Here is a 25,947-nt window from a genome sequence, read left to right as displayed (position 1 = left end):
ATGCGCAAATCCGTTCTGATTACCGGCGCCTCGTCCGGCATAGGCCTGGATGCGGCCCGTCGCATGACGGCCGAGGGCTGGCATGTCATTGCCACCTGCCGTCGCCCGCAGGATATCGAGGCGCGGCGCGCAGAGGGAATCGACTGCCACCATCTGGAACTGTCTGATCCCGACAGTGTCACACAGCTTGTTGAAACCGTCCTGTCACGGGGACCCTTGCACGGGCTGGTGAACAATGCCGCCTTTGCCCTGCCGGGAGCGGTCGAGGACATCCCGCGCGGTGCCCTGCGCGAAATCTTCGAGACGAACCTGTTCGGCACGCATGACCTGACAACGCAGCTGATCCCGCATTTCCGCAAGACCGGTGGTCGCATCGTCACGATCAGCTCGGTGCTGGGCCTGGTCGGAATTCCATGGCGCGGCCCCTATGTCGCCACCAAATTCGCACTCGAGGGGCTGACCGATGTTCTCAGGCTGGAGATGCGGGGCACCGGGGTCAAGGTCATCCTGATCGAGCCCGGCCCGATCACCAGCCGCATCCGAATCAATGCCATCCCGCATTTCGAGAAATGGGTGAACTGGCAGGCCAGCCCCCGCGCCGAGGATTACCGCGCGACCCTGCTGCGCCGTCTTTATGAACCCTCGGGAAAGGACAGGTTCGAATTGCCGCCCTCGGCAGTCAGCGACCGGATCCTGCAGGCCCTGACCGCAACTTCGCCCCCGCCCCGCTATTACGTGACCACACCGACGCGGCTTTCGGCGATTGGTCGCAGGCTTTTGCCGACGCGCGCTCTGGACTGGTTTGCGCGGCGCAGCTAGGGTCACGCGCGAAAGGCGGTTCCCATGCAAGACAAGCCACTCTTCTACATCGTCGTCCTTGCGGTCCTGATCGTGCTGGGCATTCTGGCCACGGGCATCGGCGGCTTCGCGCGCGGCGGCGAATTCAACCGCAAACACGGCAATCGGCTGATGCGCTGGCGGATCATCGCCCAGGCGGTCGCCATAGCGCTGATCCTGCTGTTCATCTGGCTGAGGTCAAGCTGATGGTCGTTCTGAACAAGATCTATACCCGCACCGGCGACAAGGGCGACACGGCGCTGTCAGACGGCAGCCGGGTCGCCAAACATGACCCGCGTGTAGAGGCCTATGGTTCGGTGGATGAATTGAACGCCACGCTGGGATTGTGCCGGCTGCATGCCCAGGGACAGATGGCCGAGGAACTGGCCGTCATCCAGAATGACCTGTTCGATCTGGGTGCGGATCTGTCGCGGCCGGATATGTCCGCAGATGATCAGGCCGGATATCCCGTGCTGCGCATGATCGACGCCCAGGTCGAACGTCTGGAACGCGAGATTGACCGGATGAATGCCGAGTTGCAGCCCCTGCGCAGCTTCATCCTGCCCGGTGGCAGCACCCTGGCCGCGCATCTGCATCTGGCGCGGACCGTTGCCCGTCGAGCCGAACGGCGCGCGACCGAACTGGCCGCGGGGGGCGATGCCAATCCGGTGGCGGTACGCTATCTCAACCGGCTGTCGGACTGGCTGTTCGTGGCCTCACGTCAGGCGAATGACAATGGCAATGCGGATATCCTCTGGGTGCCGGGTGCAAGCCGTTAGCGGACAACAGTTTCCTGCAAGCTCAGCTGATGGCCGCAAAAGGCATATTCAGGGACGTTTTTGCCCTGTAAATGCCATCGACCTGTCGCTAACACTTGCCGCAGCCGAAGATATACAATCAAGGGAGAAAGGCCGATGAAGGTACTTGTACCGGTAAAGCGGGTCATTGATTACAACGTTAAGGCCCGTGTCAAGGCTGACGGATCGGGTGTTGATCTTGCGAATGTGAAGATGTCGATGAACCCGTTTGACGAGATTGCCGTGGAAGAGGCGATCCGTCTGAAGGAGAAGGGCGTCGCCACGGAGGTTGTCGCGGTCAGCATCGGCGTCAAGCAGGCGGCCGAAACCCTGCGCACGGCCCTTGCGATGGGGGCCGACCGTGCCATCCTGGTGATTGCGGCCGATGACGTGCATACCGATATCGAGCCTCTGGCGGTGGCCAAGATCCTCAAGGCGGTGATCGACGAGGAGGCACCGGGCCTGGTGATCGCGGGCAAGCAGGCGATCGACAACGACATGAACGCGACCGGCCAGATGCTGGCGGCGCTGCTGGGCTGGGGTCAGGCGACCTTTGCCAGCAAGCTGGAGATCGAGGGCGATGCCGCCAGGGTCACCCGCGAGGTCGATGGCGGCCTGCAGACCATCGAGGTCCGGCTTCCGGCCATCGTCACCGCCGACCTGCGCCTGAACGAGCCGCGCTATGCCAGCCTGCCCAACATCATGAAGGCCAAGAAGAAGCCGCTGGAGGAAAAGACCGCCGCGGATCTGGGCGTCGATGTGACCCCGCGCCTTGCCGTGGTCAACACGCGCGAGCCCGAGGGCCGCAAGGCCGGCATCAAGGTCGGCTCGGTCGATGAGCTGGTATCGAAACTGAAAGAAGCGGGGGTTGTGTGATGGCTGTTCTGTTGCTGGGTGAAGTCACGAATGGCGAGTTGAACCGCGATGCCACCGCCAAGGCGGTCGGCGCGCTGAAATCCCTGGGCGATGTGACGGTGCTCTGCGCCGGGGCCTCGGCACAGGCCGCGGGCGAGGCGGCTGCCACGATCGAGGGCGTGGCAAAGGTCCTGGTGGCCGAGGATGCGCTCTATGGTCATCGCCTGGCCGAGCCCGCCGCGGCGCTGCTGGTCAGCCTCGCGGGTGATTACGACCATATCGCCGCACCGGCCACGACCGATGCCAAGAACATCATGCCTCGCGTTGCGGCGCTGCTGGACGTGATGGTGATCTCGGATGTCTCGGGCGTGGTGGATGGCGAGACCTTCGAGCGCCTGGTCTATGCCGGCAATGCCATCCAGACGGTGAAATCGGCGGATGCGAAGAAGGTTCTGACCGTGCGCACGGCCAGCTTTGACGCCGCCGGTGACGGCAGCGCGGCGCCGGTCGAAGCCGTGGCCGCGGCGGGCGATCCGGGCCTGTCCAGCTGGGTTGCCGACGAGGTGGTCACCAGTGACCGCCCCGAGCTGACCTCGGCGGGTCGCGTGGTGTCGGGCGGTCGCGGCGTCGGCTCGAAAGAGGATTTCGCGATCATCGAGAAACTGGCCGACAAGCTGGGCGCGGCGGTCGGCGCCTCGCGCGCGGCGGTCGATTCCGGCTATGCGCCCAATGATTATCAGGTCGGCCAGACCGGCAAGGTCGTCGCCCCCGAGCTTTACGTCGCCGTGGGCATCTCGGGCGCGATCCAGCATCTGGCGGGCATGAAGGACAGCAAGATCATCGTCGCCATCAACAAGGACGAAGAAGCCCCGATCTTCCAGGTCGCGGACTACGGACTCGTCGGTGACCTCTTCTCGACTGTCCCGGAACTGACCGACAAGCTGTAAACAGCCGATCAATCCGGCATTTCAACCGCCCCGATGTTTCGGGGCGGTTTTGCATTGCGACGACCCGCGCCCCGCCCTATCGTCCCCGCGATCAAGACGTGAGGGTACGGAGATGGCGATACAATCGGTTGGCGTGATCGGCGCAGGTCAGATGGGCAACGGCATCGCCCATGTCTTTGCGCTTGCAGGATTCGACGTCCTGCTGAGCGATATCAGTCGCGAGGCTCTGGACAAGGCCATCGCGCTGATTGACAGGAATATCGAACGTCAGGTCAGCAAGGGGCGGATCTCGCCCGAGGACAAGAAGGCCGCAATGGCCCGAATCACCACGACCCTGAATCTGGCCGATCTGGGTCAGACCGATCTGGTCATCGAAGCCGCCACTGAACGCGAATCCGTCAAGCAAGCCATCTTCGAGGATATTCAGCCGCATCTGAAACCCGACACCATCCTGACGTCGAACACATCCTCGATTTCGATCACCCGGCTGGCCAGCCGCACCGATCGTCCCGAAAAATTCATGGGGTTCCACTTCATGAATCCGGTCCCGGTAATGCAGCTGGTCGAGTTGATCCGCGGCATTGCCACCGACGAGGCGACCTACAAGGCCCTGCACGAGGTGGTTCGCAAGCTGGGCAAGACCGCCGCAAGCGCCGAAGACTTCCCCGCCTTCATCGTCAACCGGATCCTGATGCCGATGATCAATGAGGCGGTCTATACGCTGTACGAAGGCGTCGGGAATGTGAAATCCATCGATGAATCGATGAAACTGGGCGCCAATCACCCCATGGGACCGCTGGAACTGGCCGATTTCATCGGGCTGGACACCTGTCTGGCGATCATGAATGTGCTGCATGACGGGCTGGCAGATACCAAGTACCGCCCCTGCCCCTTGCTGACCAAATATGTCGAGGCCGGATGGCTTGGCCGCAAGACCGGACGCGGTTTCTATGATTATCGCGGCGAGACGCCAGTTCCGACAAGATAGTCGTTTTCGGACGGTCTCAGGTTGAACTTCGGTTATTGACTGGTCAGACAATCAACTGACCAGTCACCGTATGTAACCGGAGGAAATCTGATGAGACTCGTTCAAATGACATCCCTTGCCGCCTTGCTGGCAGGGGCTGCGCTGCCTGCATCAGCCGACGACGCGGCAAGTTGCGAAACGGTACGTTACTCCGGCCCCGGCTGGACCGACATCGCGGCCACCAATGGCGTGGCAGCGGTTCTGTTCGAAGCGCTGGGATATACGCCCGACATCGCCACCCTGTCCGTACCTGTTGGCTATGAAGCCCTGAAGAACGGTCAGACCGACATGTTCCTGGGCAACTGGCTGCCCGCCCAGCAGAAATTCCGCGACGATCTGGATGCAAACGGTGGCATCGAGGAACTGGTGCAAAACCTGGAAGGCGCGAAATTCACTCTGGCGGTCAACAAGCCCGGTGCCGAGGCAGGCGTTGCCGATTTTGCCGATCTGGACGCCCACAAGGACGCCTTTGACGGAAAGATCTATGGCATCGAGCCGGGCGCACCGGCCAATCAGTCCATTCAGGCGATGATCGAGGCCGATGACTTCGGGCTGGGTGACTGGACGCTGGTTGAAAGCGGCGAACAGGCCATGCTGGCCCAAGTCGGACGCAATGAATCCGCCGGAACGCCATCGGTCTTCCTGGCATGGGCCCCCCATCCCATGAACGAGGCCATCGACATCACCTATCTGTCCGGTGGAGATGCACAATTCGGGCCCGATTTCGGCGGCGCAACCGTCCACACGCTTGCCCGCCGCGAATGGGTCGAATCCTGCCCCAATGCCGCCAGGTTGCTGCGCCAGCTGACCTTTGACGTGCCCATGGAAAACGCGCTGATGGGGGATATCCTGAATGATGGCATGGATCCGGCAGAGGCAGCATCGGCCTGGATTGCCGAACACCCCGAACGTCTGGAAGCCTGGCTTGATGGCGTGACCACGCTGGACGGCAAACCCGGTATCGAAGCGGTCAAGGAGGTCGTTCAGCAATGAAACCGAATATCCTGATCTTCATGGTTGACCAGTTGTCCGGGGTGCTGTTTCCCGACGGTCCCGCCGATTTCCTGCACACCCCGAATCTGCGCAAGCTGGCCGCCCGCTCGACCCGTTTTTCCAATGCCTATACCGGCAGCCCCCTTTGCGGCCCGGCGCGCGCCAGCTTCGTCTCCGGGCAACTGCCCTCGCGCACCGGGGTCTATGACAATGCGGCCGAGTTCGCCTCGGACATTCCGACCTATGCCCACCACCTGCGCCGGGCGGGGTATCAGACCTGTCTCAGCGGCAAGATGCATTTCGTCGGTGCCGATCAGTTGCATGGCTATGAGGAACGTCTGACCACCGATGTCTATCCGGCCGATTTCGGCTGGACGCCTGATTACCGCAAGCCGGACGAACGGATCGACTGGTGGTATCACAATATGGGTTCGGTCACCGGCGCGGGTGTGGCAGAGATCACCAACCAGCTCGAATATGATGACGAGGTCGCCTATAACGCCTGCCGCAAGCTCTATGATCTGGCGCGGGGCGAGGATGAGCGGCCCTGGTGCCTGACCGTCAGCTTTACCCATCCCCATGACCCCTATGTGGCGCGACGCAAGTATTGGGACCTGTATGAAGGCATCCCCGAACTGGAGCCGCCCGAAGCCATCCCCTATGATGAACAGGACCCGCATTCGCAACGCCTGATGGACGCCAATGACTGGCGCAATTTCAACATCTCGGACGACAATATCCGTCGCGCGCGTCAGGGGTATTTCGCCAATATCAGCTATGTCGATGACAAGATCGGCGAGATCATGGATGTGCTGGAGCGCACCCGGCAAGAGGCAATAATCCTGTTCCTTTCCGATCACGGCGACATGCTGGGCGAACACGGGCTGTGGTTCAAGATGAGCTTCTATGAAGGTTCATCGCGGGTCCCGCTGATGATCTCGTCCCCCGACATGCCGGTGGGCCGGGTGGATCAGCCGGTCAGCACCATCGATGTGGTTCCCACGATCTGTGACCTGGCCGGGCTGGACATGGACGAGGTGATGCCCTGGACCGATGGGGAATCCCTGGCAGATGGCGGTGCCAATCGGGGCCCCGTCCCGATGGAGTATGCCGCCGAGGGCAGTATCGCGCCTCTTGTCGCGCTGCGTGACGGGCATCTGAAGTATATTTCCTGCCAAGCCGACCCCGAACAATTGTTCGATCTGCAGGCCGATCCCGGCGAAAGGCGCAATCTTGCGACCGACCCGGCATATGCCGAGGATCTTGCAAGGTTGCGCGACATGGCCGCCGCGCGCTGGGATCTGGCGCGGTTCGATGCCGAGGTGCGGGAATCTCAGGCACGCCGCTGGGTCGTCTATGAGGCCCTGCGGAACGGAAAGTACCGTGCCTGGGACCACCAACCGTTCCTGGATGCCAGCCAGCGCTATATGCGCAATCACATGGACCTGAACGTGCTGGAAGAGAACCAGAGGTTCCCCCGCGGAGAATAAGCGAAGGGGCCGGAGATTCCGGCCCCATCCAACTTCGGGATCAGTTGCCCGTTTTCGCGTCGCGCTGATCCATGAACTGATCGAACTCGGATTTGTCCTTGGCTTCACGCAGCTTCTGCAGGAAGGCCATGAACTCTCCATGCTCGTCTTCCAGTCGCTTGAGGGTTTCCTCGCGATAGGAATCGAAGGCCGTGTTCCCCGTTGGCGCGGCAGAATAGTGACGGTGATGGGTCCGTTTGCTGCATCCGAACATGCGTTTACTCCAGATCATATAACCAAGAATGGCCAGTCCGACCGGCCAGAAAGCCACGAATCCCAGGACCATGGCAACGATCCATGCCGGGCGGCCCCTTTCGTCCAGCCAGTCACGGGCGCGGCCCAAGGGCCCCGTTGCGCGTGACGCCATCATCTGGGCTGAAAAGTTCTGTGATGCGCTGTGCATCCTGCGTTCTCCCTATGTTAATGTTAATCACATTTACATAGATGGGCGCAAAACTGGCTGAATCAAGACATTTGCCCGAATTTTTCAGTTGGGGATCAGGCCAAGGCCGCGCAGATAGATGATGACGCCGCTTTCCAGCATTTCCGAGGGTTCGACCGAGCTTCGCCCGCCCGGCTTGCCGCGCGAGAAAAGTTCGACCACGCCGTGACTGAGCGCCCAGACATGATTGGCCACCATGCGCGACGGAGGACGGCGATCCTTCGGCATCCGGCTGGCCAGCGCATCGGCGGCGCGCAAAAGGACGCCCTGCGCACGGTCGGACGCCGCTGAAAGCTCCGATTTTCCGGCAATGGAGATGCCCGATTCAAACATCGCCATATAGAAACCCGGACGTTCCCCGGCAAAATCAAGATAGGCCTGCCCCATCCGCAGGAATGCGGTCAGAACCGTCGGCGCGCCGTCATCAAATGCGACCTCCAGCCTGTCGGCAAATTCCAGAAAACCCTGTCGCGCGACCTCTTCGATCAGATCGTCGCGCCCCCTGAAGTGCCGATAGGGCGCCGCCGCCGACACCCCGGCCCGGCGCGCGGCCTCGGACATCGTGAAGGCCTGTGGGCCAAGTTCCTCGATCAGCGCGGCAGTTGCATCAACCAGGGCCTGACGAAGGTTCCCGTGATGGTAGGATCTGCGTTCTGCCACGGCAGGCCTACATGCCTTCGCCGAAATAATCCGCCACCAGTGCCTCCAGCGCGTCGGCAAGTTCGACGGCATCCGGACCCTCTGTTGTCACCTTGATGCTGCTGCCGCGCGGTGCGGTCAGCATCAGCAACCCCATGATCGAGTCGCCCGACACGCTCATTCCATCCTTTTCGACCATGGCTGTAGAGGAAAATCTTTCGACGATATCGACAAATTTGGCGCTGGCGCGGGCGTGCAGCCCCTTTTCATTGATGATCGACAGCTCGCGCGTCACGGATTGCGTCATGTTGCAGGCGTTCCGGTGTTGAAAACGGCCTCGACCGGCACGTTGTAAGAGTTGATATATTTGCGCCCCGCCTCCTTGGCGAAAGTGACCGCATCGGGCACCGAGAGATGGCGCGACTTGGCCAGCTTGACCAGCATGGGAAGATTGGCGCCGTATAGAATGCTGCGGTCGCGCATTGCACATGCGGGCAGCGACAGGTTCGATGGCGATCCTCCGAACAGATCAGTCACCACGATCACGCCATTGCCATCATCGACGGAATTCGCCGCGTCCTGGATTTCGGCTGTTTTCGCCATCCGGTCGTGATCATCCTCGATCGCAACCGCCGCAATCCCTGACTGCGGACCAACGACATGCTCGACCGCGGAAAGATATTCCCGGGCAAGTCCGCCATGCGCTACGATGACAATTCCAATCAACGCCTATCACCCAAAACAGGCGCCTCGCCGCGCCCGGCATCGACACGAGATTCACGGGAAGGCCCAACCTCGCCCGTTTCCACTTCGTGAACAGATGCGGACGTCGGCAGCCGACGCTCCAATTCCCTATGCCTTATTGACACCGGCCAGCCGGCATCTGCAAGCGCGACCGCCATCTTTTCAGCCAGAGTGACCGAACGGTGTTGCCCTCCGGTACACCCAAAGCCTACCGAGAGATGCGATTTGCCCTCTTCCAGATGCGCGGGCAGCAAAAACAGCAGCAAATCGCGGATCCGGTCAAAGAATTCACCGAATCGCGGGTCGGCCTGAACATAGGCCTGGACCTCGGGGTCGCGCCCGGTCTTTCGCCTCAGCGCCTGCTCCCAATGCGGATTGGCAAGGAACCGACAGTCAAACATCAGATCGACCCCGCGCGGCACCCCGCGCTTATAGCTGAAGGAATGCAATGACACCGTCAGCCGACCGTCCGGCCTGATGTCGAACCATCGGTTCAGCTCGGCCTTCAGATCATGGGGCGTCAGTTCCGATGTATCGACCAGAACATCCGCCCGAGCACGGATCGGGGACAGAAGATCGATTTCCGCGGTGACGCCAGAGAGCGGCGAACTGTCCGGGGCCAATGGATGGCGGCGGCGCGTTTCGCTGTAGCGCCGCACCAGCACATCCGGCGCACAATCCAGAAACAACACCTCTGGCGCATAGTTGGGATTGCGGGTCAGACGGTCAATCAGCTCGATGACATTCGAGGTCGAGAAATCCCGGTTGCGCACATCCAGCCCCAGCGCCAGCGGATCCGGCCGTACCGGCCCGTCCAGCAGGCGCGGAATCAGCGACAGCGGCAGGTTGTCGATGGCCTCGAAACCCAGATCCTCAAGGACATTGATGGCCGTTGACCGCCCGGCCCCGGACGGCCCCGTCACCAGAACCAGCCGCTGTGCCTGTTCGCGTCGGCCAGCCAGATCATATTCGGTCAAACCGCGATCTTCCATGAACGCCCTCCGAAGCTCCTTTCACGTTTCCGGTCACATCATGCGACCGGCCAACAGAAATTGCCGCAAAGCAGCATAAAGATGTGGCCGATAAGGGCCGAAAACAAGGGGCAGACGCAATCCCAGAAGCTCAAGCTCGTGTTCCAATGGCAATCGCTGTTCTTCCTGCTGCCCCAGATCGATAACCGCATGCAATTGCACAGGGTCAGAGGTCATTGCCGCGAGAATCCCGACCCCGCGCGCCTCGATCTGTCCAACCAGGACCTCGGGACAGCTGGCGATGATCGCATCTCCGTCACGACGCAGATCCGTGCGGTCATCAGCAACCAGTTCCGCACCCACCGCCATAAGTTGCAGAGCCAGAGAAGATTTTCCTGAACCCGAAGGTCCGAGAATCAGCAATCCGCGCCCATTCATCGATATGGTCGTACCATGCATCTGGCACATGCGAATCACCTCCGGGTCCAATCCTTGTCCGAAATGCTGAATTTCCCGACCCGAGTCTTTATAGAACGTTCTTGTTTGCGATAACATGTTGTGTTTGCGCTACCGTTTGCGCTCCCTCACTTTTTTGACTCTCGCGCGGTGCTATAGGCCGCTCATACTGCGTCATGGAACTGTCGCAGGCCTTAACTGAAGTCAGGAGCGTTTTGACATGAGCACGCGTGTAAACCCGAATTGCCGGCTGGAAGATCAAGGTTTCGAAGGCCTCGGCCGGGTTTATTACAATCTCTCCGAGCCTGCTCTCATGAACGAAGCCGTCGCGCGCGGCGAGGGCAAACTGGGTCAGGGCGGCACCTTGCTGGTGTCAACCGGTGCCCATACCGGACGTTCGCCCAAGGACAAATTCGTCGTCCGCACACCCTCGGTCGAAGATTCGATCTGGTGGGAAAACAATGCGCCCATGGCTCCTGATGCCTTTGACCGGCTGCATGCCGATATGCTGGAACACATGAAGGGTCGTGACTATTTCGTGCAGGACCTCTTCGGGGGTGCCGACCCTGAAGAACGCCTTGACGTTCGTGTCGTGACCGAGCTTGCCTGGCATGGCCTGTTCATCCGCCATCTGCTGCGCCGCCCCGAGATGGCCGAACTGGCCGAATTCGCGCCCGAGTTCACCGTCATCAACTGCCCCAGCTTCAAGGCCGATCCGGCCCGTCACGGCTGCCGCAGCGAAACGGTCATCGCGCTGAATTTCGACAAGAAGCTGATCCTGATCGGCAACACCGCCTATGCTGGCGAAAACAAGAAATCGGTCTTCACCCTGCTGAACTACATCCTGCCGGGCAAGAACATCATGGCCATGCATTGCAGCGCCAATCACGCGCCGGGCAACCCCGATGACAGCGCCGTGTTCTTTGGCTTGTCGGGCACCGGGAAAACCACGCTCTCGGCCGATCCCAGCCGCGTGCTGATCGGCGATGACGAACACGGCTGGTCCGACAAGGGCATCTTCAATTTCGAGGGTGGCTGCTACGCCAAGACGATCAACCTGTCGCCCAAGGCCGAGCCGGAAATCTATGCCACCACGACGCGGTTCGGCACGGTCATCGAAAACATGGTCTATGACGAGGACACCTTCGAACTGGATTTCGAAGACAACTCGATCACCGACAACATGCGCTGTGCTTACCCGCTCGAGGCCATCTCGAACGCCTCCGCGACCAGCCTTGGCGGCCATCCGAAGAACGTGATCATGCTGACCTGCGACGCCTATGGCGTCCTGCCGCCGATCGCGCGGCTGACCCCGGCGCAGGCCATGTATCACTTCCTGTCGGGCTTCACCTCGAAGACCCCGGGTACCGAGGTTGGCGTGACCGAGCCGATTCCGACCTTCTCGACCTGTTTCGGCGCCCCCTTCATGCCGCGCCGCCCCGAAGTTTACGGCAAGCTTCTGGCCGACAAGATCGCCCAGCATGGCGCCAGCTGCTGGCTGGTCAACACCGGCTGGACCGGCGGTGCCTTCGGCACCGGGTCGCGCATGCCGATCAAGGCAACCCGCGCGCTTCTCTCGGCCGCGCTGGACGGCAGCCTCAATGACGCGGAATTCCGCAAGGATGCGAATTTCGGCTTCGATGTCCCGGTCTCGGTGCCTGGCGTGTCCGACGTGCTGCTGGATCCGCGCCGCACCTGGAGCGATGGCGCAGCCTATGATCGTCAGGCCGCCAAGCTGGTGCAGATGTTCAGCGACAACTTCGCGCAATATCTGGATGGCATCGATGACGAGGTCCGCGCGGCAGCCATCGGCTGATCCCGCTCCATCCGACAAGACAAAGGCCGCGCAGATGCGCGGCCTTTTTCTTTGGCGTCGGGTGGCCCGCGGCCACCCGACATTCAGGTCGAGGAAGGCATCAGCCGATCTTCCCGCCACCCTGTTTCGTGATCGCCACGACCGACGGACGCACCGGCATCGCATCGTCGAAATCCGGCCAGCGGGTCGAAAGATCCTCGTAATAGGACGGGCGCCCGAACTCATCCCATCCCTCGCCCTCGTCAGCAGGGTGCTGCACCGCGACAAAGAAGGTTGTCATGTCTTCAGTCAGACAGGGGCCGCACAGTTCCGCGCCCACCGGCACGCGATAGAACAGCCGCGAGGTTCCACGCGCCGCACCTTCGATGTCCATCGCCCACAACCCATCGGTGCGACCGGTCTTGGACGGAGAGTTGCCATCCGTCGAGACCCACAGACGCCCCTCGGCGTCGATCGCGCAATTGTCGGGCATGCCGAACCAGCCATCCTCTGTCGTGGCCGTCGAAAAGGTCGCCCCGACCTCGGCAACCGAAGGGTCACCGCATTTCACCAGGATTTCCCAGCGCCCCTTGGTCGCGGCGATGTCTTCGCCATCCTCGATGATCTCGATGATATGGCCGAACGCATTCTCGACGCGGGGATTGGCAGCATTCGCCTCGTCGCGTTTGGTATTGTTGGTCAGCATGACATAGGCACGCCCGGTATCGGCATTGGGCTGGATATCCTCGGGGCGGTCCATCGGCGTCGCCTCCAGCAAATCGGCGGCGCGACGGGTTTCGATCAGCACATCCGCCTGGCTTTCGAAACCGTTTTCCGCAGTCAGCGGGCCTTCGCCCTGCACCAGGGGCAACCAGACGAGACTGCCGTCCTCGTCAAACCGCGCCACATACAGCGTGCCCTCGTCCAGCAGGTCCATGTTCGCAGCGCGGTTCTCGGGGTCGAATCTGCCCGCCGTCACGAACTTGTAGACATAGTCGAACCGCTCGTCATCGCCCAGATAGAAGACCACGCGCCCATCACGGGCCACGGCACTTTCGGCACCCTCATGCTTGAAACGGCCAAGCGCCGTGCGCTTCTTGGGGACCGATGTCGGGTCATTGACATCGACCTCGACGATCCAGCCAAAGCGGTTCGGCTCGTTGGGTTCCTTGCTGATGTCGAAACGGTCATGGAACCTTCCCCAGTCATAGCTGGCCCCCGGCACGCCCACGCGCGCATAGTTGCGGGCCTCGGGGTGGTCAGAGGGCAGTTCACCGATGAAATAGCCATGGAAATTTTCCTCGGCCATGACATAGGTTCCCCAGGGCGTCACGCCACCGGCGCAATTGTTGATCGTGCCCAGCACCGAGCGGCCTTGCGGGTCGGCCTTGGTCTGCATGCGCGGATGACCCGCTGCCGGACCGGCGATCTCCATTTCGGTCTTGGCCGTGATACGGCGGTTCTGCCTGCCCTCCAGCACCGTCTGCCATTTTCCATCGACCTTGCGGATCTCGATCACGGTGCCACCATGGGCCGCCATCTCGATATTCACCTGGTTCTCGGTGGCGGGGGCGACCGTGACCTTGCCATCCTTCACGGAGACAATCCCCGGGAACATCAGGTGGTCATTGGTGTATTCATGATTCACGACCAGCAGCCCGTGGTCATGTGCCCCGTTCAGCGGGATGAAGCCCACGAAATCATTGTTGTATCCGAACTGGCGTTCCTGCGCGGCCTCGGACTGGTTTTCCGGATCGAATTCCGGCGCGTCGGCAAAGATCTTGTCGCCCCAACGCAAGAGCACATCGGCATCATAGCCTTCTGCTACGTGATGATCGGCATCCACGCCGGCCTTCACCTCGGGGAAACTGAAGCGGCTGCCCTCGACGGCACCCTGCGCCTTGGCGTCATCGGCGGCCAGCATTGCCATCGGGCTGACCGTTGCGGTGATTGCCACCGAAGCCATCGAGCCACGCAGGAAGCCGCGGCGGGAAAAGCGCGCCGCGATGATCTCTCCCATCGTGCGATTGCCGGTGGGATTCAGGCCGGGGCCATCCGCCGCTTCAAGTTGGGTGGTCCGGAAAACATGGCGGGAAGAGTCTTGGTCGCGCATGGCGGTCTCCTGGCTGAACGAAAGGCAAACCCGCCGGTGGCAGGTATGTCGCCGCCAGAGATAAAGCCGCCTCGTGACAGAGATGCGACGGGATCGCGACGCTTTCCCGACACGCCCTTGCCCGCAGCCAGAATGTAAAACGCCCGCCAGTTGGGGCGGGCGCTACATCATCCGATGTCAGACGATCACAGCCCCAGACAATAGCGCATCACGGCCTTCTGGGCATGCAGCCGGTTTTCGGCCTCGTCCCAGATCACCGAATGGGGGCCGTCCATGACCGCGCTGGTCACCTCATCCTCGCGATGGGCGGGCAGGCAATGCATGAACAGAGCATCCGGCCTGGCCTTCGCCATCAGCGCCTCATTCACCTGATATCCGCGCAGCTGATTATGGCGGCGTTCCTTGGCCGATTGCGGATCATGCATGCTGACCCAGGTATCGGCAAAGACCAGATCGGCGCCCTCCACCGCCTTGGCCGGGTCGCGCTCGATCTCGACCCGAACGCCCTGGGCACGCGCGAATTCCAGCGCTTCGGATTCGGGGTCCAGCTGCACCGGGCCGGTGAAGGTGAAATCGAAACCGAACTGCCCCGCCGCGTGGATCACGCTGGCGCAGACATTGTTGCCATCGCCGACCCATACGATCTTCTTGCCCGCGATCGGCCCGCGATGCTCTTCGAAGGTCATCACATCTGCCATGATCTGACAGGGATGCGTGCGGTTGGTCAGCCCGTTGATCACCGGAACATCCGCATATTCTGCCATTTCTTGCAGGGTGGCCTCTTCGAAGGTGCGGATCATGATCAGATCGACATAGCGCGACAGCACCCGCGCGGTATCGGCGATGGTTTCGCCATGCCCCAACTGCATCTCGCTGCCCGACAAGACCATGGTCTGACCGCCCATCTGGCGCGCGCCGATGTCAAAGCTGACGCGGGTCCGGGTCGAAGGCTTTTCAAAGATCAGCGCAACCATGCGCCCGTCCAGCGGCTGCTCGTCATCGGCGGCCCCCTTGGGGCGGTCCTTGCGGGCAGCCTTCATGGCATGGGCCTGATCAATAATGGCCCGGAGATCGTCTTTCGACGTCTTATGGATATCCAGAAAATGCGTCATCACGTTGTCTTTCAGCGGTTTGGTGCAGCAAGCCCGCTTGAAAAGCCGGGGTCAAGGGAAATGCTGCGGCTGTTTGCGCCGCAGGCCTTGGCCCCGGCAGGTTTTCAGGCGGCACCGCCCTGTCGTCGCCGCGCCGCACACCTGCGCGCGCCACCGACACAAGGGGCCCGAAGGTTCCGCTGATCAGGCATCGACCATCCCCGCCGCGCGATCCAGCCGGGCCACGGCCTCGGCAATCTCGTCATCGGAAATGTTCAGGGGCGGCAACAACCGCAGCGTATGATCCGCCGCCGGAACCGTCAGGATATGCTGCTCATAACCCGCGCGGACCAGATCGGCCGGAGAGACCTTGCATTTCAGGCCCAGCATCAGCCCCTGCCCCCGCACTGACTCGAAGACGGACGGATGGCTGGCGACCAGCCCTTCCAGCTTTTGCCGCATCAATGCGGATTTTCGGTTCACCTCGGCAAGGAATGCCTCATCGGCAACGATTTCCATGACCTTGGTGCCTACGGCGCAGGCCAGCGGGTTGCCACCATAGGTCGAACCATGGGTCCCCGCCGACATCGGGCTGGCGGCCTTTTCCGTGGCCAGCACGGCCCCCAAAGGAAAGCCTCCGCCAATGCCCTTGGCGACCATCATGATATCTGGCGCGATCCCCGCATATTCATGCGCGAACAGGCGACCCGTCCGGCCCATGCCGCATTGAACCTCGTCAAGAACCAGCAGCGCACCGGTCTGGTCGCACAACTCGCGGATCAGGCGCAGATCCTCGTCGGCGATGGGCCGGATGCCGCCCTCGCCCTGAACCGGCTCGATCATGACAGCGGCTGTGGTTTCGCTGATCGCGGCCTTCAGCGCATCGATATCGCCCCAGGGCAATTGCCGGAAACCGGGCATCAGCGGCCCGAAGCCCGCAACCATTTTTTCCGATCCCGCGGCAGCAATCGCCCCGGTCGAGCGGCCATGGAAGGCACCCTCGAATGTCAGGATCTCGATGCGCTCGGGCTGACCTGCATGATCCCAGTATTTGCGCACCATCTTGATCGCCAGTTCGGCGGCCTCGGTGCCGGAATTGGTAAAGAAGACCGTATCGGCAAAGCTGTGTTCGACCAGCATGTCGGCCAGCTTTTCCTGTTCGGGAATCTGATACAGGTTGGACACATGCCAGATCTTGCCGGCCTGTTCGGTCAGCGTCGCGACCAGTTCGGGATTGGCGTGCCCCAGAACATTGACCGCGATACCGGCCCCCAGATCAAGATATCGGGTGCCATCAGTGGCAATGGCCCAGACGCCTTCCCCCCGTTCAAAGGCAAGAGGAGCGCGATTATAGGTCGGCAGGACATGCGAAATCATGGCAGATTCCCCGAATGGCATGACAGATTTGAAAAGGCAGGCGGGATCGGACGGTGACGAGGCGTCAACGTCGGGGACGGGCAACTATGGCGGTCCAGATGATCATGCAAAGGCCAATAGCCTGCTTTTGCCCTTCGCGCAATCACGCTTTCATCCGATAACCGGTTTTGAACCAGCGCCATCCCAGCGACAGCACGCAGACCACCGCAAACAGGCAGACCGCAAAGCCGCGCAGCGGTGGCGCATCGCTGACCCCCGTCACGCCATAGCGCGCGCCGTCGATAAGATAGAAGATCGGGTTCCAGTGCGACAGCGTGCGGAAGGGTTCTGGCAGCGCATCGACCGAGTAGAACGTCCCAGACAGGAAGGACAGCGGCGTGATCAGAAAGTTCGTGATCGCCGCCATCTGATCGAATTTCTGCGCAAGAATTCCCGCCAGAATCCCCAGGCCACCCAGCAGCAGCGCCGCCAGCAGGACGAAGGCGATCGCCCAAAGCGGATGCGCGATCCCGGCACCGGTGACGAGGACCATACCCGTTCCGATCACCGTGGCGACCAGGCTGGCCCGCACCACCGATCCGGCCAGATAGCCGGTCAGCAGCTCTCCGGCGGAGAGGGGCGGCATCAGGGTATCAACGATATTTCCCTGCACCTTGGCAGAGGTGATGGAACTGGAGGTATTGGCAAAGGAGTTCTGGATCACCGTCATCATCAGGATGCCCGGCCCCAGGAACTGCAGATAGGGCAACCCCATGATCTGGCCCCGCCCCTGCCCCAATGCCAGCGCGAAGACCAGCACGAACAGCGCAGCGGTCATCAGCGGCGCAAAGATCGTCTGTTGCCACACAGCCATGAAACGCATGACTTCGCGGCGGGCCAACGTATACAGTCCCAGCCAGTTCACCTGGCCGAACCGACGCACCCCCATCGCGGGTTGCTCACTCATTCTGATGCGCTCCATGCTTGCAGTCCTTGAATTCCCGCGTCTCAAACGCTAAATCTCGGCATCCCGTTTCTGACGGGGTCAATCGAAGGTTTCAAGATGGGGCGGCAGGTCAGACCCGCCCGGAAAGGCAGCCATGTCCTGGACGGATGAACGTGTCGAGACTCTGAAACGCATGTGGAGCGAAGGCCAATCGGCCAGCGCCATCGCCAAGGAACTGGGCGGTGTGACCCGCAACGCCGTGATCGGCAAGGTTCATCGCCTGGGCCTGTCCAATCGCACCGAAGAGCCCGAAGCCACACCAGCGCCCGAGCCCGTGGTGAAGAAAGAGGCCGAGAAAAAACCCGCGCCGGCCCCCAAGGCAGCACCCGCAGCCGCGGCAGAGCCCGCAAGCGCCAAGCCCGAGCCGATGGCCGAACAGCTCGCGCCGCAGCCGGTATTCACGCCCACGCCGCGCCGGCCCATCGTTCCGGCCGGCCAGCCGCTGCCGCCGCAGCCCTCGGCCAATGAAATCAGCCCCGAAGCCCTGGCCTCGGTACGCGAGGTCGAAAAGAAATCCCGCAAGCTGACGCTGATGGAACTGACCGAACGGACCTGCAAATGGCCGATCGGCGATCCCGCGACGGACAAGTTCTGGTTCTGCGGTCTGCCCAGCCAGCCCGGCAAACCCTATTGCGAAGCCCATGTCGGCGTCGCCTTCCAGCCGATGAGCTCGCGCCGCGACCGCCGGCGCTGATTCCTTGACCAATTTCCCAAGACTTGCCGCGCTGGCCGTAACCCTGCGCGGCGAAGATGTCCTGCTGGCACGGCGACGCAATCCGCCCGATGCGGGACTTTGGGGCTTTCCCGGCGGTCATGTCGAGACCGGCGAAACGGCACTTGCGGCAGCCAGCCGCGAACTGCTGGAGGAAACCGGCGTCACGGCCACGCCACGCCATTACCTTGACAATGTCGATCTGATTCTGCGCGACCCGGACGGACAGTTGCAGTTTCATTTCCTGCTGGCGGCGGTTCTGTGTGACTATGTCTCGGGAGAACCTGTCGCCGCCGATGACGCATTGGATGCGGCATGGATGCCGATCTCGCATGTGCTGGCCGGTGCGGTGCCGCTGTCCAGCCATGTCGAGGACATCCTGCGGCAGGCCGTTTCGCGCCGTCAGGACGTGCGGCATGTCCGGGCGTGACCCGGGACGGCCCTGCCTGCGCCCTGGCGCAAAGGAGCGGTCAGCCCCACTTTCATTTGGCTGACATCGCGGCTAGATAGGCCGCGACCGAAAAGGACGCATCGCCATGGCCCGCCACCTCATTACCTCTGCCCTGCCCTATATCAACGGCATCAAGCATTTGGGGAACCTCGTCGGATCGCAGCTGCCTGCCGATCTTTACGCCCGTTACCTGCGCGCACGCGGCAACGAGGTGATGTTCATCTGCGCGACCGATGAACATGGCACCCCGGCCGAGCTGGCCGCAGCCAAGACCGGCGAACCGGTCGCCGAATATTGCGCGCGCATGCATGGCGTGCAGACCGCGCTGGCCAAGGGCTTTGGCCTGTCCTTCGACCACTATGGCCGCTCATCCAGCGATCGCAACCGCGCTCTGACCCAACATTTCGCCGGCAAGCTGGCCGACAACGGCTATATCCGCGAAGTGTCCGAAAAGCAGGTCTATTCCATCGATGACGGACGCTTCCTGCCGGACCGCTATATCGAGGGCACCTGCCCCAATTGCGGCTATGACAAGGCGCGCGGCGATCAATGCGAAAACTGCACCAAGCAGCTTGATCCCACCGATCTGATCGAGCCGCGCAGCGCGATTTCGGGCAGCACCAATCTGGAAGTCCGCGAAACCAAGCATCTCTACCTGCGCCAGTCCGCGCTCAAGGAGCAGATCGCGGAATGGATCGACAGCAAGACCGACTGGCCGATTCTGACCACTTCGATCGCGAAGAAATGGCTGAATGACGGCGACGGCCTGCGTGACCGTGGCATCACCCGCGACCTGAACTGGGGCATTCCCGTCAAGCATGGCGAGGACGACTGGCCCGGCATGGAGGGCAAGGTCTTCTATGTCTGGTTCGACGCTCCGATCGAATATATTGGCGCGACGGCGGAATGGGCCGATGCCCACGGCCTGCCCGACGCGGACTGGCGCCGCTGGTGGCGCAAGGACGAAGGCGCCGAGGATGTCACCTATACCCAGTTCATGGGCAAGGACAACGTCCCCTTCCACACGCTGTCCTTCCCCGCCACCCAGCTGGGTTCGGGCGAGCCGTGGAAAATGGTCGATTACATCAAGTCCTTCAACTATCTGACCTATGATGGCGGGCAGTTCTCGACCAGTCAGGGCCGCGGCGTCTTCATGGATCACGCGCTGGAGCTGTTGCCTGCCGACTACTGGCGCTGGTGGCTGCTGTCCCATGCCCCGGAATCGGGCGACAGCGAATTTACATGGGAAAACTTCCAGCAATCGGTGAACAAGGATCTGGCCGATGTTCTGGGCAATTTCGTCAGCCGGATCACCAAGTTCTGCCGGTCGAAATTCGGCGAGGCCGTTCCCGAGGGTGGCGCATATGGCGAGGCCGAGGCCACGCTGATCGAGGCGCTGAGCACCCGCATTCGGGCCTATGAATCCGCCATGTCGCGCATGGAGATCCGCAAATCCGCCGCCGAACTGCGCGGCATCTGGGTGCTGGGCAATGAATATCTGCAAAATGCCGCGCCCTGGTCGACCTTCAAGACCGATCCCGACACGGCGGCAATGCAGGTGCGGCTGGGTCTGAACCTGATTCGCCTCTATGCGATTCTTTCAGCCCCCTTCATTCCCTTTGCCGCCGACGGCATGCTTCAGGCCATGCAGACGGACAATCGCGACTGGCCCGATGACGTAAATGCCGCGCTGAACATGTTGCCCGCCGGTCATGCCTTTACCGTCCCCGATGTGCTGTTTGCCAAGATCACCGACGATCAGCGCAGCGAATGGCAGGAACGCTTCCAGGGCGTGCGCAGCTGATCTGATGGTGGACTTTCCGGCGCTTGGGGTCTTAGCTCGAAGCGAAACGGACAGGAGAACCAGATGACACATTGCATCCTGATCGGCGCGCCGGTGGATGAGGGACAGCGCCGCCCCGGCTGCCTGATGGGCCCTTCGGCCTATCGCACCGCAGGGTTGGCCGCGACGCTGGAAGATCTTGGCCATACCTCCGAGGATCGCGGCGATGTCTCTCCGGCGCCACTTGGGGCCGAGACCTGCCGGAACGGCGCCGTGCATCATCTGCCCGAGACGATCGCCTGGACCAGGGCGCTGCGCAGCGCGACCGAGGCCGCGATGCCGGATGGCATGCCCATCATCATGGGCGGGGATCACTCGCTGGCGCTTGGCTCTGTCGCCGGTATTGCCGCCCATGCGGCCAGGGTCGGACGCCCGCAATTCGTGATCTGGCTGGACGCGCACAGCGATTTCCATACCGTGGAATCGACCACCTCGGGCAATCTGCACGGCACGCCCATGGCCTATGCGCATGGAAATGCCGGGTTTGATCCCTTCCCGCCATTTCCTGCCCCGATTCCGGGCGAAAATATCTGCATGTTCGGCATTCGCAGCGTCGACCCCGCCGAACATGCCGCCATGCAGCTGACCGATATCACCGTCAATGACATGCGGATATTGGACGAACATGGCATCGTCGCGCCGCTGCGAGGCTTTCTGGACCGTGTGCGGGCCGCCAATGGGCTGCTGCATGTCTCGCTGGATGTGGATTTCCTCGACCCTTCCATCGCTCCTGCGGTGGGCACCACGGTGCCTGGGGGCGCAACTTTCCGCGAAGCCCATCTGGTGATGGAGCTGCTGCACGAATCGGGGCTTGTGACCTCGCTGGATCTGGTCGAGCTGAACCCTTTTCTGGACGAGCGCGGACGCACGGCCAAATTAATGGTGGATCTGGTCGGGTCGCTGATGGGGCGCAAGGTGTTCGACCGCCCGACCCGCAGCTATGGCTAGCAAGCAGCGCGACTGCCCTTTCCGGCGTGATACCGCACAGGACACCAGAGCTAGCGCCGCCCCTTGATTATTTCGCGGCGCTTGGCTAGCCACATCGGGCTGGCGCGTGGATTTCACGCCCAGATGCGGGCGTGGTGGAACGGTAGACACAAGCGACTTAAAATCGCTAGGGCCTGGCCCGTGCGGGTTCGACTCCCGCCGCCCGCACCACTTTCTTCCTGTAAGGGAATCCGTCCGAAAAACACTGTCGGGAACAACAGAAAAGGCCGGTCACAAGGACCGGCCTTTTCTGTTTCAACCCTGGTGCCGGTGAAGGGACTCGAACCCCCGACCCCATCATTACGAATGACGTGCTCTACCAGCTGAGCTACACCGGCATCAGGTTGTGCGGGGCCGGATAGCAGGTTCGAACGACAAGTGGAAGAGCCTATCTCGGGTTTTTTGCACTGCCTGCCATTCAACCCTGCTGACGCTTGCCGGATTTGCTCGTGTCGGACCAATCGATCTCGACCGCGGGCTCGACATCGGGGCGCACTGGCGTCGTTTCGACATCGGTTTCCACATCCGCCTTGGGCGCGGCAGAGGCCTTGTCGGATACGTCGACCTCGACATAGTCGCTCTCATGGGGAACCATGCCGGGCGCGACATCCGCCACCTCGACCTTGCTGGTCCTGGCCGGCTCTTCCTGCGCGGGTTCTTGGGCACTGTCCTTGTCCGACGGCTCCATCTCCTTGGCGGCATCCGGCGCCTCGGCTTCGGTTCTGGTCGCCACAGCGGGTCCGACCAACAGCGGCAACATCTCGGCCCCATGCGCATTCGGCGCAGCATTGCGCGCCGGATCGGGCTCGCGCCAGGTCAGCGTGTCGAAACCGCCACAGCTGTCGCAGACCGGAGCCCATTCCCCCATGACATTATGGCAGCTGTCGCACACCCATTGCGGCCCCCGCGAGGCCGTCAGCGCCTTGGCCAGCCAGCCGCGCACGACACTGTCGTCCGCGCCTTCGCCGCGCTCGATCGCGGCCATGATCGACAACGTGCGTACCGTCGGATGCTTTTCCGCCAGGTCGCCCAGGGCACGACGCGCACCCGGGAAGTCTTCGGCAGCCAGCAGCAACTCGGCCTTGAGCAGATGCGACTCTTCCGAGTCGGGGCTTTTGCGAATCAGGCGCTCGAAACGTTTGAGGCGCGCGGCCGGCGTCTCATCGGGAACGATCTCGGCATAGGCCGCTGCAATATCGGGATGCGGACGCACCGACCAGGTTTTTTCCAGAACCCGCGAGGCGTTGCGCGTGTCTTTCTGCGCGATATAGCTGCGTGCGGCCAGCACCGCCGCCGGGATCAGATCGGGCGAGGCCTTGTTGGCGGAAATCGCCGCCTCGCGTGCGCTGATCGAATTGCCCTCGGCCAGCACCTCGCTGGCCTCCTGCAGGGCCAGAACCGCATCGCGACGCAGGTGTACATCCTTGGGCAGTTCGCCCTGACGCCGCTGCTCTTTCATCAGCTTGCGGGCACCTTTCCAATCGCCTTCGCGCATTTCCAGATCAAGCAATGTGTTCTGGATTTCCTTGTGACGCGGCTTCAGCGCATAGGCTTTCTGGGCCAGCAGCAGCGCGGTCGAGGTCTCGCCAGCCTCCAGTTTCTGACGCATCAGCCCCCGGACACCGACGAAACGGGTGCGCTCGTCTTCAAGAAGCTTGCGATAGGCGGCCTCGGCCTTGGCGCGGTCTCCAGCAACCTCGGCGGCCTGCGCAGAAAGAACATTGGTGATATGGGGCCGGTCCAGATATTTCCCCGCCTTGGTCGCCTTGTCCAGCGCCAGTTTGCCCTCGCCCGATGCGACGGCCAGCATGCCTTCACCCAGGGCTTCATATCCCTTGCGCTCACGCGAGCGGGCGAAGAAGCGATTGATCGCCGTGTCGTCGCCCGCAAGAAAGCGCAGGAAAGCAACCGCCAGCCCCAGCAGCTTGAATGCAATCCAGATCAGCACCATCAGCACCAGCGCGGCGATGATCGCCTTGACCGGTGTCAGCGCGATCTCGATCCCGCCATATTCGACACGCAGGGTCTCTCCGACTTCGGAAAGCTGCATCGCCCCCAGAGCAAGGGCCAGCACGACGGCAAAGAAGAACAGAATTTTCAACAATGACAAAAGCATGATCGCGCCCTCAGTTCGATGTGGCCGACAGATCGGACAAGGCCGAATGTGCGTCCTGATAAGCTGTTGCACCACTCAGCCAATCGGCCATTGACGGCGCATTGCGTGCCGTATCCGACAGATCGGTCAATTCGGTCAGAGCAGCCGCGATATCGCCTGCCTCGACCTTGGCATTGGCACGCGAGAGAATCGCATCCGCGTCATCGCCCTCACGCGGGGCGACGGATCTGGCGCCGATCTGTGCGCGAAGGAAGTTGGTGATCACATTGCCGCCCTCGGCACTGTCGCTGCGCAGCGAAGCCCGCAGCGCCGCGCGGGCAGCATCGGGGAAATCCTCCTGCAGGCTGATCAGGCTGGGAACCTCTTTGTTCAGTGCTTCGGGCGCCTGCAAACCGGCATCTTCCAGCGTCTTGCGCGCCTCATCCGGCGTCACGCCACGGTCAAGCGCGGCCTGCAACGAGGCGATCGCGGCTACGGCTTCCGCGCGGCGGGTGCTTGCAGCGGCGGCCTCTTGCAGTTTCTGCGCCTCGGCCTGGGCCGCGGCGATGGTGGATTGGGCGTTTTCGGCTGCCGCGGCGATCTGACCTTCCAGCGCGGCGGCCTTGTCTGCCAGGGTCTGCACGCGCTGCGCCAGTTCGGGGTCGATGCCGGGCTGGGCGCTCAACTGCGCGATCCGCCGGTCCTGTTCCTCCAGTTGCGCCAGGATTTCGTCGATGCGCGGATCAGGGGTCACGGCATCAGTCGCGGTGCCTTCCGGTGCCGGGTTGGCCGCCAGTTCGGCACGCAGGGCGTCGACCTCTTGTCTGGCTACCTCTTGCGCCTTGGCAACGGCTTCGGCGGTGATGGGCGCGGGGTCGAATTCGGCAGTGGCGACCGGTCCTGCCTCGGGGGCAGCAGGCAACCAGCCTGCTGGCAGATGCGGCAGCGCCCAGATTGTCGCGGCCGAGCCAAGCCCCGCGGCAACGACGCCACCCAGAACGACAGGCCAGAAACCGGTCTTCTTGACGGTGACATTCTGCGCCGGGGACGAAATTGCCGTGTCCCGCCCGGACCCTTCGGCCGCAGCGGGTTGGGCCACAGGTTTATCCGCGACGGCGGATTTCTCCGGGGCGACGGAATTCGTCGTCCCCTTGTCCGCCGTACCCTCTGCTGCGCCAGCCTTGGCCGGATCAGCCGGTTTTCTGGGCTGCGCGGCGGGACGCCCGCCGGAACCCGAACCGACCAGCGTCGATTCGACCGCCTCGATCTTGCCGCCACCGGCCATGGCAGCCTTGCCATCACCTGCGCCCGTGTCACGCATCTCCAGCGTGCCCGGCTTTGCGGCTGCCTTCCTGACCGGTTCTGCCGGCTTGTCGACGATTTTTCCGGGCTTGGCGGCCTCGGATGCCTTCTTGTCGCTTGCGGATTTGATTTCTTCTGGCTTTTTCACGTTTTGTCCCCGTCATCGCATGCCACGGTGGCATCACCGCCAAAGGTGTTGGCCTCAGCCTAATGAGACGCGCCTTTTTGCTCAACCCGCCGTATTCATGATTGTTCCCCTGTCAACATATGGCGAATGGACGCGGCAAGTCCTGCCGCATCCGGCGTTGGCGCAACAATCATGCGTTCACATGGCACTGAAAAGCCCCGTTGCGCCGCTTTGCTGATGGATGCAACCCAGAGTGGGGCGCGCGCATCCCTGACCTGCGCCGCAACCAGCCGGGCCGAGCGCGGCGAAAACAGCGGCAGGATCACCGGTGTCTCTGCTTGCAACAGCGCCCGCGCCTGATCCGACAACGCCAATGATTGCTGATCATAGACCACAACCCCCTGCACGGGCAGCACTTTTGCCAAATGCCGTCCATGGGGATGCACCAGGGGTTCCGGTGCAGCTTGCAGGATGGGCAGCAATCCCTCGGCATCGCCCGGCCCCTGCACCACATCGAACCCGGCCAGCCGCGCCAGTTCGGCGGTGCGCGGCCCCACGCAATAGGCGCGCCGGCCCCGCCCTTCGCCCGCGGCCGCGATTGCATGGCCCGACGTGAACACCAACGCCGGTGCGCGCAGCAGCGCCTCGCGGTCATGGGGCAGCGGAACAATCCGGATGATCGGAGAGAACACGACCGGCAAATCGGGCAGCAATGCCGCGAAACGGCGCGAATCATCCTCGGGGCGGGTCAGCAGAAACGCCGGCTTGGCGCGGGTTGGCATTGGCATCCTTTCCGGGCGGTGTTACCTCGACAGGGGTAAGCCTCCCTTTG

The 25,947-nt window shown here is 62.3% G+C and carries 26 protein-coding genes and 2 tRNA genes; 14 read left to right on the top strand and 14 right to left on the bottom strand.

What is annotated here, in order from left to right; genetic code table 11:
• The 8 genes from JHW44_RS03060 to betC all read left to right on the top strand — a co-directional run bounded on the left by JHW44_RS03060 (position 1) and on the right by betC (position 6,946).
• Complete coding sequence (locus JHW44_RS03060; RefSeq protein ID WP_089345746.1) at positions 1–819, top strand: SDR family NAD(P)-dependent oxidoreductase; 819 nt, start codon at positions 1–3, stop codon at positions 817–819.
• A 24-nt stretch (positions 820–843) separates the two neighbouring features.
• Complete coding sequence (locus JHW44_RS03055) at positions 844–1,044, top strand: twin transmembrane helix small protein (protein WP_089345747.1); 201 nt, start codon at positions 844–846, stop codon at positions 1,042–1,044.
• Positions 1,044–1,616 carry a cob(I)yrinic acid a,c-diamide adenosyltransferase gene (locus JHW44_RS03050; protein WP_089345748.1) on the top strand — a complete coding sequence of 191 codons (573 nt, stop codon included), beginning with the start codon at positions 1,044–1,046 and terminating at the stop codon, positions 1,614–1,616. Before JHW44_RS03055 ends, JHW44_RS03050 begins: the two co-directional genes overlap by 1 nt.
• A gap of 135 nt (positions 1,617–1,751) precedes the next feature.
• Positions 1,752–2,510, top strand: a complete 759-nt coding sequence (locus tag JHW44_RS03045) for an electron transfer flavoprotein subunit beta/FixA family protein (RefSeq protein ID WP_272850295.1) — start codon at positions 1,752–1,754, stop codon at positions 2,508–2,510.
• Positions 2,510–3,436, top strand: coding sequence for an electron transfer flavoprotein subunit alpha/FixB family protein (locus JHW44_RS03040; RefSeq protein WP_272850294.1), 927 nt, complete (start codon positions 2,510–2,512; stop codon positions 3,434–3,436). The genes JHW44_RS03045 and JHW44_RS03040 overlap by 1 nt, the downstream gene beginning before the upstream one ends.
• A gap of 112 nt (positions 3,437–3,548) precedes the next feature.
• The gene (locus JHW44_RS03035) at positions 3,549–4,424 is read left to right on the top strand and encodes a 3-hydroxybutyryl-CoA dehydrogenase (protein ID WP_089343634.1); all 876 of its coding nucleotides are present in this window, start codon (positions 3,549–3,551) and stop codon (positions 4,422–4,424) included.
• A gap of 90 nt (positions 4,425–4,514) precedes the next feature.
• Complete coding sequence (gene choX, locus JHW44_RS03030) at positions 4,515–5,456, top strand: choline ABC transporter substrate-binding protein (RefSeq protein WP_089343635.1); 942 nt, start codon at positions 4,515–4,517, stop codon at positions 5,454–5,456.
• On the top strand, positions 5,453–6,946 hold the full coding sequence (betC, locus tag JHW44_RS03025; RefSeq protein WP_089343636.1) for a choline-sulfatase: 1,494 nt from the start codon (positions 5,453–5,455) through the stop codon (positions 6,944–6,946). Before choX ends, betC begins: the two co-directional genes overlap by 4 nt.
• Positions 6,947–6,986: 40 nt before the next feature.
• Here betC and JHW44_RS03020 read toward each other — a convergent pair whose 3' ends face one another.
• The 6 genes from JHW44_RS03020 to JHW44_RS02995 all read right to left on the bottom strand — a co-directional run bounded on the left by JHW44_RS03020 (position 6,987) and on the right by JHW44_RS02995 (position 10,249).
• The gene (locus tag JHW44_RS03020; protein ID WP_419182509.1) at positions 6,987–7,388 is read right to left on the bottom strand and encodes a DUF2852 domain-containing protein; all 402 of its coding nucleotides are present in this window, start codon (positions 7,386–7,388) and stop codon (positions 6,987–6,989) included.
• Positions 7,389–7,472: 84 nt separating this feature from the next.
• Positions 7,473–8,087: a TetR/AcrR family transcriptional regulator gene (locus JHW44_RS03015; protein WP_245846920.1), complete on the bottom strand. Its 615-nt coding sequence runs from the start codon at positions 8,085–8,087 to the stop codon at positions 7,473–7,475.
• 7 nt (positions 8,088–8,094) lie between these two features.
• Positions 8,095–8,373 carry an HPr family phosphocarrier protein gene (locus JHW44_RS03010; protein ID WP_089343638.1) on the bottom strand — a complete coding sequence of 93 codons (279 nt, stop codon included), beginning with the start codon at positions 8,371–8,373 and terminating at the stop codon, positions 8,095–8,097.
• Positions 8,370–8,792 (bottom strand): PTS sugar transporter subunit IIA, encoded by a 423-nt coding sequence (locus tag JHW44_RS03005; RefSeq protein WP_089343639.1) that lies wholly within the window; start codon positions 8,790–8,792, stop codon positions 8,370–8,372. The genes JHW44_RS03010 and JHW44_RS03005 overlap by 4 nt, the downstream gene beginning before the upstream one ends.
• A complete protein-coding gene (gene rapZ, locus JHW44_RS03000) occupies positions 8,789–9,802 on the bottom strand; it encodes an RNase adapter RapZ (RefSeq protein ID WP_089343640.1) in 1,014 nt (337 codons plus the stop codon). Before rapZ ends, JHW44_RS03005 begins: the two co-directional genes overlap by 4 nt.
• Positions 9,803–9,835: 33 nt before the next feature.
• The gene (locus JHW44_RS02995; RefSeq protein WP_089343641.1) at positions 9,836–10,249 is read right to left on the bottom strand and encodes an HPr kinase/phosphorylase; all 414 of its coding nucleotides are present in this window, start codon (positions 10,247–10,249) and stop codon (positions 9,836–9,838) included.
• Positions 10,250–10,457: 208 nt separating this feature from the next.
• Here JHW44_RS02995 and JHW44_RS02990 point away from each other — a divergent pair, with 208 nt between their 5' ends.
• Positions 10,458–12,053, top strand: coding sequence for a phosphoenolpyruvate carboxykinase (locus JHW44_RS02990; protein WP_089343642.1), 1,596 nt, complete (start codon positions 10,458–10,460; stop codon positions 12,051–12,053).
• Positions 12,054–12,153: 100 nt separating this feature from the next.
• On the opposite strand, the gene JHW44_RS02985 is transcribed toward JHW44_RS02990, so the two are convergent.
• The 4 genes from JHW44_RS02985 to JHW44_RS02970 all read right to left on the bottom strand — a co-directional run bounded on the left by JHW44_RS02985 (position 12,154) and on the right by JHW44_RS02970 (position 17,559).
• Entirely contained in the window at positions 12,154–14,145 is a 1,992-nt protein-coding gene (locus tag JHW44_RS02985; protein ID WP_089343643.1) for a PhoX family protein, read from the bottom strand.
• Between the two features lie 185 nt (positions 14,146–14,330).
• A complete protein-coding gene (gene argF, locus JHW44_RS02980) occupies positions 14,331–15,257 on the bottom strand; it encodes an ornithine carbamoyltransferase (protein WP_089343644.1) in 927 nt (308 codons plus the stop codon).
• Between the two features lie 183 nt (positions 15,258–15,440).
• Positions 15,441–16,613 (bottom strand): aspartate aminotransferase family protein, encoded by a 1,173-nt coding sequence (locus tag JHW44_RS02975; RefSeq protein WP_089343909.1) that lies wholly within the window; start codon positions 16,611–16,613, stop codon positions 15,441–15,443.
• Positions 16,614–16,755: 142 nt separating this feature from the next.
• Positions 16,756–17,559 carry an ABC transporter permease gene (locus JHW44_RS02970; RefSeq protein ID WP_245846921.1) on the bottom strand — a complete coding sequence of 268 codons (804 nt, stop codon included), beginning with the start codon at positions 17,557–17,559 and terminating at the stop codon, positions 16,756–16,758.
• A 133-nt stretch (positions 17,560–17,692) separates the two neighbouring features.
• On the opposite strand from JHW44_RS02970, the gene JHW44_RS02965 reads away from it, so the two are divergent.
• The 5 genes from JHW44_RS02965 (at position 17,693) to JHW44_RS02945 (ending at position 21,762) form a co-directional block, all read left to right on the top strand.
• Positions 17,693–18,292 carry a GcrA family cell cycle regulator gene (locus tag JHW44_RS02965; protein ID WP_089343646.1) on the top strand — a complete coding sequence of 200 codons (600 nt, stop codon included), beginning with the start codon at positions 17,693–17,695 and terminating at the stop codon, positions 18,290–18,292.
• A 4-nt stretch (positions 18,293–18,296) separates the two neighbouring features.
• Complete coding sequence (locus tag JHW44_RS02960) at positions 18,297–18,740, top strand: NUDIX hydrolase (RefSeq protein ID WP_089343647.1); 444 nt, start codon at positions 18,297–18,299, stop codon at positions 18,738–18,740.
• 106 nt (positions 18,741–18,846) lie between these two features.
• Complete coding sequence (metG, locus tag JHW44_RS02955) at positions 18,847–20,565, top strand: methionine--tRNA ligase (RefSeq protein WP_089343648.1); 1,719 nt, start codon at positions 18,847–18,849, stop codon at positions 20,563–20,565.
• Positions 20,566–20,628: 63 nt separating this feature from the next.
• Positions 20,629–21,552, top strand: a complete 924-nt coding sequence (gene rocF / locus JHW44_RS02950; RefSeq protein ID WP_089343649.1) for an arginase — start codon at positions 20,629–20,631, stop codon at positions 21,550–21,552.
• A 125-nt stretch (positions 21,553–21,677) separates the two neighbouring features.
• Positions 21,678–21,762: transfer RNA gene (locus JHW44_RS02945), tRNA-Leu, on the top strand.
• 91 nt (positions 21,763–21,853) lie between these two features.
• Here the strand turns inward: JHW44_RS02945 and JHW44_RS02940 are convergent.
• The 4 genes from JHW44_RS02940 to JHW44_RS02925 form a co-directional block, all read right to left on the bottom strand.
• Positions 21,854–21,929, bottom strand: a tRNA-Thr gene (locus JHW44_RS02940).
• Positions 21,930–22,009: 80 nt separating this feature from the next.
• Positions 22,010–23,707: a heme biosynthesis protein HemY gene (locus tag JHW44_RS02935; protein WP_089343650.1), complete on the bottom strand. Its 1,698-nt coding sequence runs from the start codon at positions 23,705–23,707 to the stop codon at positions 22,010–22,012.
• Positions 23,708–23,717: 10 nt separating this feature from the next.
• Positions 23,718–25,136, bottom strand: coding sequence for a hypothetical protein (locus JHW44_RS02930; protein WP_089343651.1), 1,419 nt, complete (start codon positions 25,134–25,136; stop codon positions 23,718–23,720).
• A 95-nt stretch (positions 25,137–25,231) separates the two neighbouring features.
• Complete coding sequence (locus JHW44_RS02925; RefSeq protein ID WP_089343652.1) at positions 25,232–25,897, bottom strand: uroporphyrinogen-III synthase; 666 nt, start codon at positions 25,895–25,897, stop codon at positions 25,232–25,234.
• Between the last annotated feature and the right edge of the window lie 50 nt (positions 25,898–25,947).

This window comes from Paracoccus seriniphilus (genome assembly GCF_028553745.1).
GTDB classification, from domain to species: Bacteria; Pseudomonadota; Alphaproteobacteria; order Rhodobacterales; family Rhodobacteraceae; genus Paracoccus; species Paracoccus seriniphilus.
The sequence above is the reverse complement of the archived record's forward strand: the minus strand, read 5'-3'. Positions and strand labels throughout refer to the sequence as shown.

Bases quoted from the DNA above. Each gene is read 5' to 3' on its own strand.
- JHW44_RS03060 (WP_089345746.1), top strand. From the start codon at position 1: ATGCGCAAATCCGTTCTGATTACCGGCGCCTCGTCCGGCATAGGCCTG.
- JHW44_RS03055 (WP_089345747.1), top strand. From the start codon at position 844: ATGCAAGACAAGCCACTCTTCTACATCGTCGTCCTTGCGGTCCTGATC.
- JHW44_RS03050 (WP_089345748.1), top strand. From the start codon at position 1,044: ATGGTCGTTCTGAACAAGATCTATACCCGCACCGGCGACAAGGGCGAC.
- JHW44_RS03045 (WP_272850295.1), top strand. From the start codon at position 1,752: ATGAAGGTACTTGTACCGGTAAAGCGGGTCATTGATTACAACGTTAAG.
- JHW44_RS03040 (WP_272850294.1), top strand. From the start codon at position 2,510: ATGGCTGTTCTGTTGCTGGGTGAAGTCACGAATGGCGAGTTGAACCGC.
- JHW44_RS03035 (WP_089343634.1), top strand. From the start codon at position 3,549: ATGGCGATACAATCGGTTGGCGTGATCGGCGCAGGTCAGATGGGCAAC.
- choX (WP_089343635.1), top strand. From the start codon at position 4,515: ATGAGACTCGTTCAAATGACATCCCTTGCCGCCTTGCTGGCAGGGGCT.
- betC (WP_089343636.1), top strand. From the start codon at position 5,453: ATGAAACCGAATATCCTGATCTTCATGGTTGACCAGTTGTCCGGGGTG.
- JHW44_RS03020 (WP_419182509.1), bottom strand. From the start codon at position 7,388: ATGCACAGCGCATCACAGAACTTTTCAGCCCAGATGATGGCGTCACGC.
- JHW44_RS03010 (WP_089343638.1), bottom strand. From the start codon at position 8,373: ATGACGCAATCCGTGACGCGCGAGCTGTCGATCATCAATGAAAAGGGG.
- rapZ (WP_089343640.1), bottom strand. From the start codon at position 9,802: ATGGAAGATCGCGGTTTGACCGAATATGATCTGGCTGGCCGACGCGAA.
- JHW44_RS02995 (WP_089343641.1), bottom strand. From the start codon at position 10,249: ATGTGCCAGATGCATGGTACGACCATATCGATGAATGGGCGCGGATTG.
- JHW44_RS02990 (WP_089343642.1), top strand. From the start codon at position 10,458: ATGAGCACGCGTGTAAACCCGAATTGCCGGCTGGAAGATCAAGGTTTC.
- JHW44_RS02985 (WP_089343643.1), bottom strand. From the start codon at position 14,145: ATGCGCGACCAAGACTCTTCCCGCCATGTTTTCCGGACCACCCAACTT.
- argF (WP_089343644.1), bottom strand. From the start codon at position 15,257: ATGACGCATTTTCTGGATATCCATAAGACGTCGAAAGACGATCTCCGG.
- JHW44_RS02975 (WP_089343909.1), bottom strand. From the start codon at position 16,613: ATGATTTCGCATGTCCTGCCGACCTATAATCGCGCTCCTCTTGCCTTT.
- JHW44_RS02970 (WP_245846921.1), bottom strand. From the start codon at position 17,559: ATGAGTGAGCAACCCGCGATGGGGGTGCGTCGGTTCGGCCAGGTGAAC.
- JHW44_RS02965 (WP_089343646.1), top strand. From the start codon at position 17,693: ATGTCCTGGACGGATGAACGTGTCGAGACTCTGAAACGCATGTGGAGC.
- metG (WP_089343648.1), top strand. From the start codon at position 18,847: ATGGCCCGCCACCTCATTACCTCTGCCCTGCCCTATATCAACGGCATC.
- rocF (WP_089343649.1), top strand. From the start codon at position 20,629: ATGACACATTGCATCCTGATCGGCGCGCCGGTGGATGAGGGACAGCGC.
- JHW44_RS02935 (WP_089343650.1), bottom strand. From the start codon at position 23,707: ATGCTTTTGTCATTGTTGAAAATTCTGTTCTTCTTTGCCGTCGTGCTG.
- JHW44_RS02925 (WP_089343652.1), bottom strand. From the start codon at position 25,897: ATGCCAACCCGCGCCAAGCCGGCGTTTCTGCTGACCCGCCCCGAGGAT.